This window comes from Caulobacter sp. SRI_014 (assembly GCF_057586315.1).
Genome location: NZ_JBYCZQ010000015.1, coordinates 13,313 through 30,095, shown reverse-complemented (window position 1 = coordinate 30,095; position 16,783 = coordinate 13,313). Strand labels below are relative to the sequence as shown.

The 16,783-nt window shown below is 68.1% G+C and carries 10 protein-coding genes and 1 pseudogene; 7 read left to right on the top strand and 4 right to left on the bottom strand.

Going from position 1 to position 16,783, the window contains the following annotated elements; all coding sequences use genetic code 11:
• Positions 1–339 precede the first annotated feature (339 nt).
• A complete protein-coding gene (locus tag AC2YG9_RS21810) occupies positions 340–2,112 on the top strand; it encodes a sensor histidine kinase (protein ID WP_487300107.1) in 1,773 nt (590 codons plus the stop codon).
• On the opposite strand, the gene AC2YG9_RS21805 is transcribed toward AC2YG9_RS21810, so the two are convergent.
• Together AC2YG9_RS21805 and AC2YG9_RS21800 are read right to left on the bottom strand one after the other, a co-directional pair.
• Positions 2,109–2,768: a response regulator gene (locus tag AC2YG9_RS21805; RefSeq protein ID WP_487300106.1), complete on the bottom strand. Its 660-nt coding sequence runs from the start codon at positions 2,766–2,768 to the stop codon at positions 2,109–2,111. The two genes, AC2YG9_RS21810 and AC2YG9_RS21805, sit on opposite strands and share 4 nt — an antisense overlap.
• Positions 2,765–3,859 carry a hypothetical protein gene (locus tag AC2YG9_RS21800; protein WP_487300105.1) on the bottom strand — a complete coding sequence of 365 codons (1,095 nt, stop codon included), beginning with the start codon at positions 3,857–3,859 and terminating at the stop codon, positions 2,765–2,767. The genes AC2YG9_RS21805 and AC2YG9_RS21800 overlap by 4 nt, the downstream gene beginning before the upstream one ends.
• A gap of 213 nt (positions 3,860–4,072) precedes the next feature.
• Between AC2YG9_RS21800 and AC2YG9_RS21795 the strand changes: the two genes are divergently transcribed.
• From AC2YG9_RS21795 to AC2YG9_RS21780, 4 genes are all read left to right on the top strand, one after another.
• Positions 4,073–4,438 (top strand): hypothetical protein, encoded by a 366-nt coding sequence (locus AC2YG9_RS21795; protein ID WP_487300104.1) that lies wholly within the window; start codon positions 4,073–4,075, stop codon positions 4,436–4,438.
• Between the two features lie 195 nt (positions 4,439–4,633).
• The gene (locus AC2YG9_RS21790; protein ID WP_487300103.1) at positions 4,634–5,539 is read left to right on the top strand and encodes a CsgG/HfaB family protein; all 906 of its coding nucleotides are present in this window, start codon (positions 4,634–4,636) and stop codon (positions 5,537–5,539) included.
• A gap of 90 nt (positions 5,540–5,629) precedes the next feature.
• Entirely contained in the window at positions 5,630–11,167 is a 5,538-nt protein-coding gene (locus tag AC2YG9_RS21785) for a hypothetical protein (protein WP_487300102.1), read from the top strand.
• 27 nt (positions 11,168–11,194) lie between these two features.
• Complete coding sequence (locus AC2YG9_RS21780) at positions 11,195–11,587, top strand: hypothetical protein (RefSeq protein WP_487300101.1); 393 nt, start codon at positions 11,195–11,197, stop codon at positions 11,585–11,587.
• A gap of 4 nt (positions 11,588–11,591) precedes the next feature.
• Here AC2YG9_RS21780 and AC2YG9_RS21775 read toward each other — a convergent pair.
• A pseudogene (locus AC2YG9_RS21775) lies at positions 11,592–11,693 on the bottom strand (DUF885 family protein); the annotation flags it as partial.
• A 39-nt stretch (positions 11,694–11,732) separates the two neighbouring features.
• Entirely contained in the window at positions 11,733–13,688 is a 1,956-nt protein-coding gene (locus tag AC2YG9_RS21770) for a winged helix-turn-helix domain-containing protein (protein WP_487300100.1), read from the bottom strand.
• A 220-nt stretch (positions 13,689–13,908) separates the two neighbouring features.
• On the opposite strand from AC2YG9_RS21770, the gene AC2YG9_RS21765 reads away from it, so the two are divergent.
• Together AC2YG9_RS21765 and AC2YG9_RS21760 are read left to right on the top strand one after the other, a co-directional pair.
• A complete protein-coding gene (locus AC2YG9_RS21765) occupies positions 13,909–14,898 on the top strand; it encodes a hypothetical protein (protein ID WP_487300099.1) in 990 nt (329 codons plus the stop codon).
• 20 nt (positions 14,899–14,918) lie between these two features.
• The gene (locus tag AC2YG9_RS21760; RefSeq protein ID WP_487300098.1) at positions 14,919–16,739 is read left to right on the top strand and encodes a trypsin-like serine protease; all 1,821 of its coding nucleotides are present in this window, start codon (positions 14,919–14,921) and stop codon (positions 16,737–16,739) included.
• Positions 16,740–16,783 lie beyond the last annotated feature (44 nt).

The window sequence follows — 16,783 nt, the reverse complement described above, 5'->3', positions numbered from 1 at the left end:
AAGGTGCGCATAACGTCGTTCTCGAGGGTCATTTCAGGAAGGGCTTCGAGGACCATGCAACGCCAGCCAACCATTATCACGGCCGCCTCCTGCGCGGCCCTGCTCGCCGGCGCCTACACCGCCGCTCTGGCCCAGATCGGCCAGTCGCCAGGGGAGTCCGCCAGCCCGGCTTCGGCGGCGGCGATACCCGTATGCCGCCATGCTCTATATTTTCATTCAACCGAACAGATGGCCCACTCGGACTGACCTTGAGCAAGAGGTTCCGCCGGACCGCCAAGTTGCTGGCGCCGGCAGCGACTGTTTGTCATGCTCGGGGACTGTGGGGGAGACACCGGGCTGATGCATGACGCTACGGCCGTCCGCGCCGATGGATCAAAGCACCCGCGACACCGCTCCCGGGGCGCCATGGCCGGCGGCGCGGCGGCCATGTTGCTCGCCCTTGCCGGAGCCGCGTTTCTGACCCTGCCGCCGGACGCCGACGTCAACAGGGCCGCTCTGCCAACCCATTCAATCTACTGGCTCCAGCCGGCGCCGGATGGACAGCCCGCACGCCCGTTGGTTGGCGAACGCCCCGGGCGCATAGATCACCTGCCCTGGGCGAAGCCGTCAGTCCAAATCTCCGGCGTCGTGCCGGCGAGGCCTGGACCCGGCGCCCATGTGCTGCTTCTCCCGGCCGCCGCCGGCGAACCGACGGTGTTTGTAAATGGCGCCGAGGTGCCGGCAGCGCCGGCCGGGCCTCGATACCTCGCCCTGTCGAGTTTTCGGCCGATGACCGCCGCCATCCCCGAGCAATACTTCCGGCCCGGACTGAACCGGGTCGATGTTGTCCTCTCGGGCGCTCAGGGACGGGTTCTGGCCGCCCCGCCCGTGCTTGCAAGCGAGGCCGCGATCGCTCCGATGATCGCCAGGCTGACGGCCTGGGTGCGGCTGGCGCATGCCTTCGCCGCGCCTCTGGCCTTGTTCGCGGCCGTTCTTGCGCTGACCGCGATGCTCTCGGCGTCTTCACGGACCTGGTTTCTGGCCCTGTCTGCGGCGGCCGCGGCTGCGGGTTGCCGGGCGGCGCTTGACGGAGCCATGCTCCCCGCCGACCTCGATCCATGGCGCCTGCTGATTGATCGATTGCTTCTCGCCCTGGCAGTCCTCTCACTGCTGTGCGCCGGGTTCAATCGTCCTCTCTCTGTCCTGCCCACCCAGGGGATCAGAGTGCGGCTCGCAGAGATCGCGGCGGGCATGCTCGCGGGGCTGTGCGCCGTAACCGTCGCGAGCGCACTCTGGACCGCGTTCGAGCCGTTTTCGGGTCTCTGGATCCTCAGGCTCGAAGTGGTCTACGGCCTTGGACTGGGACTTCTCTCCGCGGCGCTGGCCCTGGCGTCAGGCGTAACCGCCGGGCGGACGCTTGTCCGCCTGGCCTTGGCCAACCTGGACCTGTCCCGCCTGGTTCGGCTCCAGCGGGTCGAGATCGAGGCGACCTCACGGGCGTTGAACCAGGAAATGCGCCGCTCGACGATCCTTGAGGAGCGTCAGCGGCTGGCGAGGGATATGCACGATGGTCTCGGCGGGACGTTGACCTCGCTGATCGCCCGTGTCCGCACCCGTCGCATCGACATTGACCAGATCGAGCACGAACTCATGGGCGGGCTGACCGACCTGCGCCTGGTCGTCGACTCCCTGGACGCGGTCGGCGAAAGCCTGTCTTCCGCCCTTGCCGCCTTCCGATCGCGGACCGGACCACAGGTGGAGGCCGCCGGACTAACCCTGATCTGGGATCAGTCCGAGGACCTAGGTGACCAGGCCGAAGATCCGCGCTGGATTTTGCACCTGTATCGGCTCCTGCAGGAGGCGGTCACCAATGCAGCCCGTCATTCCGGGGGCCAGAACCTGAAGGTTTTGATCCGCCGGGCCGGCGCACGGGGCCTGCGGATCGAGGTTGCTGATGATGGGGTCGGTCTGGATCCTGAACGGACAAGGACGGGCAAGGGCCTGGGCAACATGGCCTATCGCGCCGGCCGGCTGGGCGGCGCCCTCAGCTTCGAGCCGGCCGGGACCTCGTCCGGAACACGCGTGGTTATCGTGATCCCGGACGACCGCCCTGACTGGGACGACGGTGACTAGTCCAGCGGTCGTATCAGGCCCAGCTGCCGCGCCTCAAAGATGGCTTCGGTCCGGGAATGCACGCTCAGTTTGCCGTAGATGGCCTTGACGTAATCGCCGATGGTGTGAGGTGAAACCTGAAGTATCCCCGCGGTTTCCCGGTAGCTGAGCCCCCGCGAGAAAAGCTTCAGGACCTCCACCTCCCTTGACGTCAACAGGCTTGCGTCTCTCTCCTCCGGGGCCGGCGCGGAGGCCTTGAAGATGTTCAGCAGATAGGTCGCGGCCTGCGGACTGAGCGGGGTTTCCCCGGCGATAGTGGCCGTGATCGCCCGGCGGAGCTGTTCCGGCGGCGTGTCCTTCAGCAGATAACCGTCCGCTCCCGACCTCAGGGCGCTGAGGACGCTCTCACGATCCCCGAGCACCGTCAGGATGAGGCAGCGTGTCGGATGCGCCGCCTTCAGCCAGACGATGAAGTCCAGCCCGCTGCCATCCGGCAAACCGATATCGACGAGGCAGAGATCAGGCCGGACCTCAGTCATCTGGGCCGTGGCGGCGGCGACTGTCCCCGCCGAAAACGCCAGAAGGAGGTCCTCGGACTCGCGGACGATCTGTTCGAGGTACAGCCGAAGTTCCGGGTCATCCTCCAGAATGCCGACGAGGCTGGGCGCGCCGCTCATCGTGTCCAACAGGTCCCGTAGGGTTGGTCGACGATGTCGACCCAGGCGCGGGTGGGACCGCCGGGCGCCTGGCCCCGACCGGCGATTCCGCCGGCCCGCCCACCGTCGTGCATCGCTGCGGTTCGCCACCCAGGCCCCAAGCTCTGGGCACAGTAGCGGTCAACATCCCTGATCGAAGCAAACCTCGCCGCCGCCACGGGCCGGGTCAGGGCGATGTCGCCCCCGGTCCAGTTCCACCGATCCCAGTAGTGGGATGATGGAGCCGGAATCTGGCCGGGACGCAGGCACGCGACGGGAAGGGCGGCGCCGCAAGGGGTATCGCCGAAGATGGCGTCACAGATCGGCGTACTGTTGTCGCCGACATTGCAGCTGAAGGTGATGATGTCCGGGGCGTACTCGTTCGCGGCCGGCCTCACCGACAGGGCCAGTCCCTTGCCCCCCGGGGGTTTGACACAGACCGCCAGGCCCATGAAATCAACGCTGGTATCGTCATGGATCCAGACGTCCAGCCAGTCCGGCTCTGCACGGTCGCCGAACTCATCCAGCAGCGTTCGGGAAGGATCGTCGGGGTCTGGCCTGTTCAGCGGTATGTGACCCAGCTCCGCAAAGCGCAGAGAGCCATCGACACCCCATTCGTCCCCTTCACCAAGCCTGACGACTCCCTTGCTGAACAGCAGGCGGCCTGAGGTGGTTTCGAGGCGGCCCATGGCAATCGAATCCGTCTGGTTGGAGCCGACAGGCTTCACGCTAACGACGAAGAGACCCTTGGCAATCCGCGCCGGCGTCCGGAAGGAGTCCATGACGCCGCGGTCCGGCTGGCTCTGGTCGTAGGATCCGCCTCGCACAAGGGACGCCGTCCTGATGGTGTCCCGACCTGGGCGAAGGAACAGGGGCTCCGAGCCTTCAGGAGAGAAATTGTCCTCCTTGCCCCTGACAAGCACAACCTTGGTCTCGGCTCGTCGACACTCGTACTGCCGCAAGAGTTCCATACCCGTGCGTGGCCCAGCCACCGGCTCGTCCGGAGCGGTTCCTGATCGGGCGATTGTCAGCAGGCCCCCGCACAGGCAGAGGACCATGATCGGCAAGATCACGGACGCTCGCATCAGCTCCCCCCGAGCGAATTGAAGCCTCACACTAGCATCCGGCGCGCGGTCGGCAATCGATCGCAAGCGCCTTCCCATGATCCTGGGGTGTCATCGCGGCCGGGGTTCCGACAGGCTGGCGCGAAACACGAAGACTGCGGGACCGGCTGTCAGAGGTCTGGCGCGTTCCCCTGGATTTTCGGACCCGGTCGGAGACACCTGATGCAAGCAACAGCCCTCGCGATCTTCCTGGCGACGGCGCAGGGCATGGTGGCCACCGAAGCCGGCTCATCGCTGGGGTCGGGGACCGTAAAACTCTGCATGTACCAGCCGGGCGTTCCCAAGCCGGCGGCAAGCCCGGGTCCCGGCGCGGGGCCGATCCTGGTCACCGGACAGGGGGAAGCCGGCAATGATCCGGGAGCCCGATCCGAGGCTCAGCTGAACTGGTCCAGGAAGGTCCAGGCGTCGTTCGGCCCTGCCTACGCCACCTTTGGCAATGCCCGCAACGCCGCCTTCACCTGCCGCGAGGCCGGCGGCTACCTCAGCTCCCGCCGGAGCTGCTCGGTCCAGGCGCAGCCCTGCAACTAGGCCTCCGTCTCCGGACGCCCACCCCATGATCATGGGGTGCCACCATCGGCCCGAAAGGAACAGGGTGGCGCGGTAACGATGTTCGCGGAACTCGGACTCGGCTTTGGGTCGATCGTTAACCGCTTCGGGGGAGGCGCGCAGACAATGTTCCAAGGGGGTTTTCCAGTGGTGTTCCGAAGTGTTCTCCGGGTCTTGATGGCCGCCCTCATCGTCGCGACCCCGCTCGCGGCCCATGCCCAGCCCGCTCCCAAACCCGCCTTCACCGGACTGAAAAAGACCGCCGCCGTCGACGTGTTCGGCGGCGCTGAGCTCACGGCCGGACTGGTGGCCGCCGATGGCCTGACCGCCCTTCTGACCGATGTCCTCATCCAGGACGGTCGCTTCGTTGTCGTCGAGCGCGCGGCGCTGTCCAGCATCCAGACCGAACAACAGCTGGGCCAGAGCGGGGCCACCACCGCCGAAACAGCGGCGCAGTCGAACCGGATGATCGGCGCCCGCTACCTGATCAAGGGCGCCATCACCAAGTACAACCCCAACGCCGGCGGCGGGGGCCTCAGCATCGGCGGACTCGGCGGCGGCCTGCTGGGGGCCGGCGCCCGGAGCAAGACCGCCACCGTCACCATCTCCCTGCGCCTGATCGACACCACCACCGGCCAGGTAGTTTCCACCGTCAACGCCACCGGGTCGGCCAGCAGCCAGGGTGTGGATGCCGGTCTGGTCAACAAGAAGGGCGCCACCCTGGGCCTCAACGGCTTTCGGGAAACCGCGCTGGGCAAGGCCTGCGAGGACGCCATCCGCAAGGCGGTGGAAAAAATCGTCCTCGACGCGGGCTCGATCCCCTGGACCGGCCTGGTCGTCGATAACCGGGCCGGCCAAGTCTATCTCAACGCCGGCGCCGACCAGAACGTCCAGGCCGGCATGGTCTTCACCGTCTTCCGCCAGGGCGAGACCCTGACCGATCCCGGCACCAACGCGGTGCTCGACGTCAGCTTCGAACGGCTGGGAACGGTCCGCGTCGATACCGTCCGCGACAAGATTTCCATCGGCCAGATGGTCGACGGCCAGCCGCCGGCGCGCGGCGACATGATCAAGGCCGAGTAAGGCCCACCGCCACACACCCCTTCGGACCACCACCACGCGGTGCGTCCGGTTCCTCGACTGACTTCAAATCCGCTCTCCGGGAGAGACGCCATGAAGCTCGCCAAATTCGCCGCCGCCGCCTTCGGCGGACTGCTGTCCCTGGCCATCGCCGGCGCCGCTCTGGCGCAGGCCCCTGACCGGCGTGGGCCCGTCGCCGGAGCCTCGGCCGCGGTCGGTGATGTTGCGATCGGCAAGCAGTCGACCGGGCCGCTGCAGGTCGGCAAGGTCGCCGAGTTCAGGCTGGTCGTCCGCAATGGCGGCACGATCCCGATGGGTCAGGGCGTCAAGGTCACCGACGTCGTCTCCAGCGACTTCACCGCTCCGATCACCGCTATTGGGCCAGGGTGGACCTGCGCCATCGTCGGACAGACCGTCACCTGCCAGTACATGGGTCCTCCGATTCCGCCTGGCAGCAGTTTTCCGCCGATCATCATCAGGGCCAAGGCCGCGGTGGCCGGTCCCTTTAACAACTGCGCGATCGTTCAATCCACCGTCGTGCCGGACGGGGGTGCGCCCGGCAACAACCAGTCGTGCATTTCAGGCAACCTGCAGTCCGCGATCGTTGTGGGCGGCGGATTGGGCAATCCGAGATCAACGGGCGCGGTAGATTCGCCGACGGCAGGGCCGTCGGGGCCACGCGGACCTGTGCAGCCTGGACCCGGACCGAATCCACGGGCCATCGACCTGAAGATATCCAAGCGGGCGCTTTGGCCTGTGGTGGCCGGGCAGCCGATCAGCTTTGGCATCACCGTGACCAACAATGGTCCTGGCCCGGTAACCGCCGCCACCGGCGTCCAGGTCATCGACACCTTGCCAAATGGCTTTGCGCCAGTCCTGGGCTATAGCGGCGTCGGCTGGACCTGCGTGACGAGCCTGCCGACGGTGACCTGCACCTACAGCGGTGTTCCGACCGTGAACGCCGGGCAGTCACTCCCCGAGCTGGCCATCAGCGTCCAGGCCGGCAACGGCCGTGGCTATGTGCAATGCGCTGTGGTGCGGACGGGTGGAACCATCGACCAAAACCCTTCCAACGACCGGGCGTGCATTGAAGGTCCGATCGGCGGCGGCGGCGGAAGCGGCGGCGGCGGCGGCAGCAGTAACGGCGGCGGCGGCGAGCCGCGCGCGATTGACCTGTCGCTCGGCAAGAGGTCTCTCGGTCCCGTCGTTTCCGGCCAACCGGCGGCATTCGAATTGATGATCACCAACAATGGACCGGGACTGGTCAACAGCGCCGCCGGCGTACAGATTGTCGATACGCTGCCCGCGGGCTTCACCGGACCGGTGACCGGGACCGGCGCCGGCTGGAGCTGTTCCGTCAGCCTGCCCACCGTCACCTGCAACTACAGTGGCCCGCCAGTACCGCTCGGTCAGACCCTGCCGGGCCTGACCATCACCGCCACCGCCGGCCCTGGACCAACCTACAAGCAGTGCGCCGTGGTCTCGATCCGCCGGGGCCGCGACACCAATCCCCGCAATGACCGCGCCTGCGTCGATGGCCGCGTCGAGCCGCCCAAGCCAGGCTACGACGTCCTGATCCGCAAGGCCGGTCCCTCCGCCACCCCCATCGGCCAGACCGCCACCTTCACGCTCAGCCCCTACAATACGGGTCCCTCGTCGGTCAGCAGCGGGACCGGCGTAACCGTCACCGACCTGCTTCCCGCCGGTTTCGGGCCGCCGACCATTTCCGCCCTCGGCTGGAACTGCAACGTCTCCGGCTCCGGCCCCTATCTGGTCACCTGCAACCTGACAGCGACCACGTCGTTCGGCGCCAACTCGCCATTGCCGACCATCACCATCAACACCGTCGCCAACGGCCCGCCCGGCGCCTACACCAACTGCGCCGAGATCAGCCTCCGCAACGGCAGGGACGTGCGCCCCGGCGACAACAAATTCTGCATCGGCGGCTCGATCCGTCCCAGGCCCGTCGGAAGCTACGATGTCGGCATCGACAAGAAGGGGCCTGGCCCCCTGACGGTCGGCCAGACCGCGACCTTCGTCCTCGGCGCCTACAACGTCGGCCCGTCGCCGGTGGACGCCGGCACGGGCGTGGTCGTCACCGACACCCTGCCCAACCCGCCGTTCGGTGGAACCGCCACGGTCAGCGGCGGCCCCAACTGGAACTGCTCGGCCAGCACCGGTCTCAACGTCAGCTGTCTCTACATCGGACCGTCCGTGGGACAGGGCCAGGCTCTGCCGCCCATCACCGTCACCGCGATGACTGTGAAGCCCGGCAAGTACCTGAACTGCGCCGACATCGCCCTCACTCGCTTCCGCGACACCAACCCCCGCAATGACCGGGACTGCGTCGAGGGACCGGTCAGCGAGAACAAGGCCGTCGACGTCAGCATCCGCAAGCAGGGGCCGACGTCGTTGACCGTCGGCCAGACGGCGACCTTCACCCTCAAGCCCAACAACGACGGGCCCGCGACGATCAACGCCGGCTCGGACCTCTATGTGGCTGATCTCCTGCCGGTCCAGTTCGGAGCGCCGGTCGTGGCCTCCAACCTGCCCAACTGGACCTGTACAGTCGGCACGGGCTCGCCCGTCGGCGTGCAATGCCGTTACGTCGGCCCGCCCGTGCCGGCGGGGACGCCGTTCCCGCCGATCACCATCACCGCCCAGGCCGTGACCTCCGGCCCCTGGAGCAACTGCGCGATTGTCGGGTTCAGGCAGCCCAACGGGATTGTCGCCCCGGCCCCGGACGTCCAGCCGAACGACAACACCAGCTGCATCGAGGGCCAGGTCGTCAAACCGGCCGCCTACAATGTCGGCATCGCCAAGTCGAACCCCGGCGCCCTGACCGTCGGCCAGACCGCGACCTTCGCCCTCACCCCGACCAACCTCGGGCCGACGCCGGTCAACGCCGCCAGCGGCGTGGTGGTCACCGACCTGGTGCCTAGCCCGGCCTTCAGCGGAACGGCCACGATCACCGCCCTGCCCACGGCCTGGAACTGTTCCGCCAGCGTCGGACTCAGCGTCAGCTGCACCTACATCGGCGGCAATATCATCGGCCCGATGCCGCCGATCGTCATCACGGTCGTCCCCTTCAAGGCCGGGCACTATTACAACTGCGGCAAGATCGCCCTGACCGGTGTCGGTCCCGACACTGCCCCGGGCAATAATCAGAGCTGCGTCAAAGGCCCGATCGGCCCGGCCAAATCCGACCTCGCGATCCGCAAACAAGGCCCCGGCCCGCTGATCGTCGGCCAGACGGCCATCTTCACCCTGACCCCGATGAACTACGGCCCCGGAGCAGTCAGCGCCAGCAGCGGCGTGGTCGTCACCGACACGGTTCCCAATCCGCCCTTCAGCGCCCCGGCGACCGTCAGCGGCGGTCCCAACTGGAACTGCTCGGCCAGCAGCGGTCTCAATGTCAGCTGCACCTACATCGGCGCGCCGGTCACCGGGCTGATGCCGCCGATCACGGTCAGCGTCGTGGCGACCAAGGCCGCGACCTACACCAACTGCGCCCGTATCAGCATCAACCCCGCCACCCTTGATACCGTCCCGAGCAACAACCAGGGCTGTGTCGACGGCAAGGTGACCGAAGAGAAGAAGGTCGACGTCCGCATCGTCAAGACCGGCCCCTCCGTGATCGAGGGCGGCCAGATCGCCACCTTCACCCTGTCGCCGTTCAACACCGGCCCGGCGACCGTCACCAGCACGATGGGCCTGGCGATCACCGACAGCCTGCCGATCAACTTCGGCAGCCCGGTTGTGGTCAACGGTGGTCCCAACTGGACCTGCAACGTCCCCAACACGGTGCCGCCCTTCACCGTCAACTGCGACTACATCGGTCCGCCGGTGCCGCCGACCAGCCCCTTCCCGACGATCACCATCACCGCAAGGGCCGGCGCCTATGGTCCCTGGACAAACTGCGCCATCATCGGCTTCAGGGACCAGAACGGCCAGATCCGGCCCGCCCCGGACGTGGCGCCAGGCGACAACCGCAGCTGCATCAAGGGCGAGGTCGTCCGGCCCACCCCCGTCATCTACGACCTGTCGATAGACAAGAGCCTCTACAACAACACCGCCAGCTACAACGGCGGCGGCCTCTTCAACATGCTGGTGACCAATCTCGGTCCCCCGATACCGCCCGGCGGCAAACTGACCATCAGTGACAGCCTCCCGGCCGGCATGATCGCAACCTCCCCCACCGGCCTCTGGACCTGCACCCCGGCCTCGCCCGTCACCGGTCCCATCAACTATGTCTGCACCCACCCGCTGCCGAACGGCCTGCCGACCAGCGGCACAGTCCCCATGCAGCACCCCTTCTATTTCACCGGGCCGCAGCTGCCGGGCTACACCAACTGCGCCACCGTGGCCGCCTATCCGAGCTCGACCTCCAGCACCCCGCTGGGCGAGAGCAGTACGGCCAACAACACCGATTGCGTGACGGTCACCCTGCCCCCCCTGCCGTCGCCCAACCTGTCCCTGACCAAAACGCTGGCAGCCCCCTGCCAGAACACCAACGTCGGAGTGATCTGCACCTTCACCTTCACGGTCACCAACGCGGGCTCGGTTCCCTACAACGGCCCGGTCACCCTCAGCGACACCGTCACCTACGCGCCCGCCAACGGCATCTCGATCAGCGGTGTCTCCGGCGGCTGGAGCTGCACGCCGGGCTCACCCTCCTCGTGCCAAGGGAACGTTTCCCTGGCCGGCGGCGCCAACACCAGCTTCAACGCCACCTTCACAATCAGCAGCCCCGTGCTGCCGACCCAGAACTGCGCGCAGCTGACCGCCCCGGTCAACGCCGCCCAGCCCGGGCCCTCCTGTGTGCCAATCACCTTCGTCAACAGCACGCCACCGGTCCTGTCGATCGAGAAAGTCGTGGAGAAGGACTGTACGGGAACCCCGCCCGACATCCATTGCCGCTTCAAGATTCGCGTCTTCAACAACGGGCCGGGCGCCTACATCGGGACGGTGACATTCTATGATCTGGTCACCTCGTTGGGATCGCCGACCGGCAACGTCTCCCTGGTCGCACCTTTCCCCGCCGGCTGGACCTGCGGCGGGTCGCAACCGATGACCTGCACTTCGGGCCTGGTCACGATCCCGCAGAACGGCATGATCTCCGCCACCCTGTGGATGGACATGCAGCCGCCGATCCCGCCGGATACCAACTGCGCCCGGCTCAACGCGCCGGGTCTGCCCACCTCCTGCGCCGGCATGGGCCCGCCCCGCTTCGACATGGGCGTCGACAGCAACTTCATCGCCGCCCCGGGCGCCCCGGGCTTCAACGACTACCTGATCTATGTGAGCAGCAATCCGGCGGTCATTCCCGGGTATCAGATCAAGATCAACGGCTCACTGACCTCGGCCTGGGGGACCAGCACCTTCTCGCCGATGACCGTCGTCAACTCGCCCAACTGGAACTGCAGCCCGACCACCTGGTCGGCCTTCCAGTGCATCTACACAGTGCCGTCCGGCTACAGCGGCGGCCTCATCCCGCTGACGCTGCGGACCTCCTACCCGTCCACCGCCATCGGTTCGGCCTTCAACTACACGGTGACGGTCACCACCATCGGCAACACCGATCCTAATGCCGCCAACAACACCCGCAGCGTCAACGGGACCCTGTTCTGATCCCAGCCCCCAACCCAGGAGTATCCCATGCTGAAACCTGCACTGGCGCTGCTCCTGGCGTTGCCGCTCCTGGCGGCCGGTGCGGGGCAGGCCGCTGCAATTCCCGGCCGCCTGCAGGTGGTCAAGGAGATCGTCAACACCACCGGTCGCCCGACGCCGGCCGGCTCCTTCCGGCTCAACATCGACTGTTCGACCGGCCCTGACTTCACGGTGCTCGCCACCGCCCCGGGCAGCCTGACGCAAAGCTTCGCCATTCCCGCGTCCGTACGGTGCACGGTAAGCGAGCCGAAGCCGTCGTCCCCGCCGCCGCCTTGCCGTTGGGTGGTCAGCTATCCAGCCGGTCAGTCAGGCGGCGCCGGAGACACCGTCGTGGTCAGGAACACCCTGGTCTGCGGCCTGTCCTCGACCGACAGGAAATGAGCGCTTTGACCGCCTGCTCGCGACTCCAGCCGAAGTAGTGCGTGCCGCTGTCGACGACGAGGCGCACGGTGCGGAACATGGCGTCGTGGATCATGCCGACCTCGCCGACGGACCCTGTCGCAGAAGTCCTTGTCTCCCGGGCTTTCTATCCGCGTCCGGGCGGAAGGGCCTTTTCCGCTTCGGTGACGCAGTTGTACGGCAGGCCGGGTCGCCGGCAGAAGTCGGGCCAGACCCCCGTGGCGCGCCAGTAGGTGATGAGGCCTGCCCGCGCCGAGAGCTGCATGAACCTTGGATCGCGCCGCATGTTCTCGGCCGGGGGCAGGAACATGAAATGGGACGTGGCCGCGCGGGCGGGCGTCGACGGGCTCAGGCCCGAGAGCGCGCCGGCGTAGTAGGCGCCCGAAAGGTCGAATGCGAGGTCCAGGTCGCCGGCCATCGAGGCGCTGGAGATCGCGATGCGCGGGTCGTAGACTCCGCGGCGCGCGAGGTCGTTCAGCGCCCGGGCGGAGGCTCTCAGCCGGTAAGGATCCCGGGCGACCAATCCCTCCAGAAACTGGCGGATCGCCGACTGCACCGGTGAAGGAAACGCGACGGTCCCGCGATCCAGCATCGCCAGCGCCTCGGCCGGAGAGTCGTTGAACATGCGGTTCTTGAAGGCGTTGTGCCGCGCGGCGGGGGACTGGGGCCAGACCTGCAGCAGCCGCTCGCGAAGGCGCGCCGCTTCGGCGAACTGCCCGTTGGTGCTCAGCACCGGGACCAGCGCGACCCAGTGGCTTGGCGCCAGCGGATCCAGGGCCGCGGCGTCGCGCAGGTGCGCCAGCGCCTCGGACGTGCGCCCAACCTCCATCAGCAGGCCGGCGCGGACCACATGAGCGTCCGACAGGGTCGGGTCGACCTTGATGGCCCGCGAGATGAGTGCGTCCCGTTCCTGGAAGGCGCTCCCCTCCGGCAACAGGAATGAAAGCGCGAGGAAGCTCTCGCCATTGGACGGGTCCAGCTGCTGGGCGCGCTCCGCCGCCTGCCTGGCTTCGGTCCGCAGGGCCCGCGCCCGCGTCGCCGGGACGTTGACGGCGGCCATCGCGGCCGAAACGGCGAGCATCGACCATGCCCGGCTGAACCGCGGCGCCCGGACGGTCAGCTCGCGAGCCGCGGCCAGCATGTCGCTGCCGCCGGCCTCGAACTGCTCGACCCTGTCGCAAGCGCGCATGAAGGCGGCGATGACCGCCGGCTTGACCGGCGCGTCGCCCTGGCGCCGTGACACGAGAGCGCAGCGCAGCACCTCGGCGGCGTGCGCCGCGATCTGTTCTTCCAGCCAGAGCGCTTCGGAGCGGGGGCGGCGATACTCCTTGGTCCAGAGCGCCAGGTTGGCGGGGGCGTCGATCACCTGCATCGTGACCACCAGGTCGTCGCCCTCCCGGATGACGACGCCGTCAAGGACGAACCGCACGGAGTCGCGGGCGGCCCGGCGCGACATCTCCTCACTCCGATAGTCCTCCGGACGCACCCGCGCCAGGGTGTCGAGGTCGCCGATACTGAGCGCGCCGCGGACCCGTTCGGCCATCCTTTCGGACACGGTGCGCAAGGAGGGCTCCGCACGGAACGGGAGCACGGCCAGCCGCTCGTCAGGCGCCGGGCGCCAAAGCAGGACCGCCCCCGCCAGGACCGCGGCAACCGCGACGGTCGACAAAATCGAGATCACCATTCCTCTGCGGGTCCGCAAGGAAGGCGTTGCCGCCGCCGTCCCCGACTCCGCGATCAGCCGATAGCCCATCGACCGGATCGTCTCTATCCTCACCCGTCCACGGGTCTTGGCGACGAGCCGGCGCAGGCGCACCAGGACGCGGTTGATGGCGTCGTCGGTGACGATCAGGCCGCCCCAGCACAGCTGGATCAGATCGTCCCTCGAAACCAGCCGCCCCTCCGCGCGATGAAGCGCCACCAGGACCTGCATCACCCTAGGCTCGAGCTTTTCGGTCAGATCGCCGATCTGGACTTCGCAGAGTGACGGCCGGATCAGCAGCGGGCCAGCCGCCGCGTCCGCGCTGGCGGCGAGGTCGATCGGGGCGGCCCCGTCGGCGGTCGACCGTGCTCCGTCAGCCATGACCTGTTCGACGTGATCGCACGCGTCGCCCCCCCGGCCCCACTATTGCAGCCCCTCGCCCGGTTGCGCAATCGGCGCACGCCGCGCTCCCCCAGTCGCCCGGCTCGTCGGCCCGCAGCGCCGCAGATCATCCAATCATCGGCAAATCATCAGCCAATCATCCGGGTTTCTCCTGGCCGAAACGGTCACCCTGTTCCCGATCTCAAGGGAGCGGAATGTCATGAAGCCATTGATCGGCCTCTACGCGGGGTTCGCCATGTTGGCGTCCGCCGGCGGCGCTTCAGCGGCGGACTACCAGTCCCGCAGCCAGGGCGGACCGGGGGGAACGCCGTTCACGCTGCGCTGCGCACAGGGCGACTATCTGGTGGGCCTGCGCGCGCGGGCGGGCGACTTCATCGACGCCGTCGCGCCCCTGTGCGCCCATTGGGATGTCAAACGCCGGGTCTTTCTCGAGCCGGGGGTCGGACCGATGCACGGAGGCAGCGGCGGGGGCCAGGCCGAGATTCGCTGTCAGGACAGTTCGGCGCTCAATGCGCTGCTTGTCGAACGGGCGCCCAATTCATACGGGAACGTGGCGCTGCTGGTTCCGGCCTGCGTCACGGCGCGGGACACCGCCCGGACCACCCGCCGTATCGGGCCGGAGCAGTTCGGGACCTCGATCGCCGACCGCCGGGACCGCGAGGCCGAGCCGGGCGTCGGCTCGTCGACCACCGTCGACTACAACTGGAACGTCATGCCGCGTTGCGACGCCGGCGACATCGCTGTCGGCATCTACGGCGCCGCGGGCAATTACGTCGATCGGATCGGCCTGATCTGCGCCCCCTCCCCGGCGCGCATGGTGATGCTGCCGGGCGCGCTGAATCTTCCTGCCAAGCCCGCGCCGATCAAGGCTGACCCCAGGATCGTCAGCCGCGAGAGCCTGATCGGGGCGCCCCTCGCCGCCCGGCGCTGCCGAAGCGGCTTTGTCTGGCGCGAGGCCTCGCCCAGCGACTTCGTCTGCGTTCCGCCGGAGTCGCGTGATCGCGTGCGCCGGGAGAACGCGACGGCCCGGTCGCGGGTCAATCCGAACGGCCCCTACGGCGCGCAAAGCTGCGCCGCCGGGTTCGTCTGGCGACAGGCCTTCGACGGCGATCTGGTTTGCGTGACGCCCGACGTCCGCGCGCTCGTGCGCCGGGAGAACGAGTTGGCTGCATCCCGCACGGTTCAATGATGGAGGCGAGGACAATCCCCATGAAACGAACTCTTCTTGTCGGCGCCCTGTGCGCGCTCGGCCTCGTCACAAGCGGGCCTGCCGGGGCAGAGCCCATCAGGACGGTCCGCCAGCCTCTCGTGGGCGCCGAGCTGGTCCCCGTCGCGCGTCAGCGCGAACTGGGCCTTGTCACGGTGTCGGTCGGATGCAGCGGGACCCTGCTCAATCGATACTGGGTGCTGACCGCCGACCACTGCCTGAGCGACAAGAAGACCGGAGTCGAAATCCCTCCGAGCAGCGTCGAGATTCGCGCCGCCTGGACCACGAAGGTCGGCCGCCCTATCCGCTACGTGCGGTTCGGTGGGCGGGGGCTGGATGTGGCGCTGATCCAGATCGGCGAGGAGCTCGACTACACCACCCTGCAGCTCATCTACCATCAGCCCTACGATCCCGACGCCGGCAACTATCTGACCAAGTACGGGCGCGGCATCCACGGCTTCGCCACCGTGTCGGGGGCGACGGTGACCCCGGCCCCTTCCGACGGCCAGTACCGAACCATCACGGCCGAGGCGAGCGTCGCGAACAACGCCGTGATCACCATTCCCGCCTCCGGCGGCGCGGTCGGACACGGCGGCGACAGCGGCGGGCCGGACTTCGTCACCGCGCCGAACGGCTCCCATCTCGGCATCGCCTCGGTGCAGTCCTCCTGCGTCGGCGTCTTCGCGCCGGACAAGCCGGAAGAATGGCCCTGGGCGACCAACATCACCAGCTGCAACAGCGCGCCCCTCATCACCCTGCGCGACGAGATCCTGCAGACGATCCGCGACCAGCCGCCCCGCTGGGGCAATCTGGAAATCGCTCCCGACGGGGCCGGATCCAGTACGGCGGAGTTCGACGCTGTCTCGCGGGCGCGCAACACCATGGAGGTCTTCTGGGTCGGTCCGCGGGGCGGCCTGGAGGGCGCCTACTGGTACGAAGGGGCGAACTGGCGCCGCCAGCAGATCGCGCCTGACGGTTCGGCCTCGGCCAGTGGGGCGGTGTCGGCGGTGGCGCGGCGTCCCGACACGATGGAGATCTGGTGGATCGGCGCCCAGGGTTCGATCGAGAACGCCTATTGGTATGAGGGCGGGCGCTGGACGCGCCAGCAGATCGCGCCCCAGGGGGCGGCGGCCGACCAAGGCGCCGTCGTCTCGCTCGCCCGCCTGCCCAACACCATGGAAATCTGGTGGATCGGCCCCGAGGGTTCCATTGAGAACGCCTACTGGTACGAGGGCGGGCGCTGGACGCGCCAGCAGATCGCCCCCCCGGGCGCGGCCGCCCTGGGCGGTGGCCTGGCGGCGGTTACGCGGTCGTCGAACACCATGGAGATCTGGTGGATCGGGCCCCGCGGCTCGATCGAGGGCGCCTATTGGTATCAAGGCGGTCGATGGACACGCCATCAGATCGCGCCCGACGGCAGCGCCGCCGCCGGCTCCAAGATCGCGGCGCTCGCCAGACGGGCCAACACCATGGAGATCTGGTGGACCGGCCCGACCGGCTCGATCGAGAACGCCTATTGGTACGAAGGCCGCGCCTGGACGCGCCAACGGGTCGCTCCGCCCGGAGCAGCCCACGCCGAAACCGCGATCGGCGCGGTATCGCGCAATCCCGACGCCCTGGAAATCTGGTGGGTCGCGCCGAACGGATCGCTTCAGGACGCCTTCTGGTACCAGGGCGGGACCTGGAGGAGGTTCGAGTTGCTGCCTGCGGGGCGGGCCTCCGGACGCGGTGGCGTGACGGCCGTGTCCCGATTCCCGGACGCCATGGAGCTGTGGTTCGCCGGCCCGGACGGGGCGATCCGCGACGCCTACTTCTACGACTGAGAACTGCCAATGAGGCCTGCTGACGGGCCGATCCCCGTCAGCAG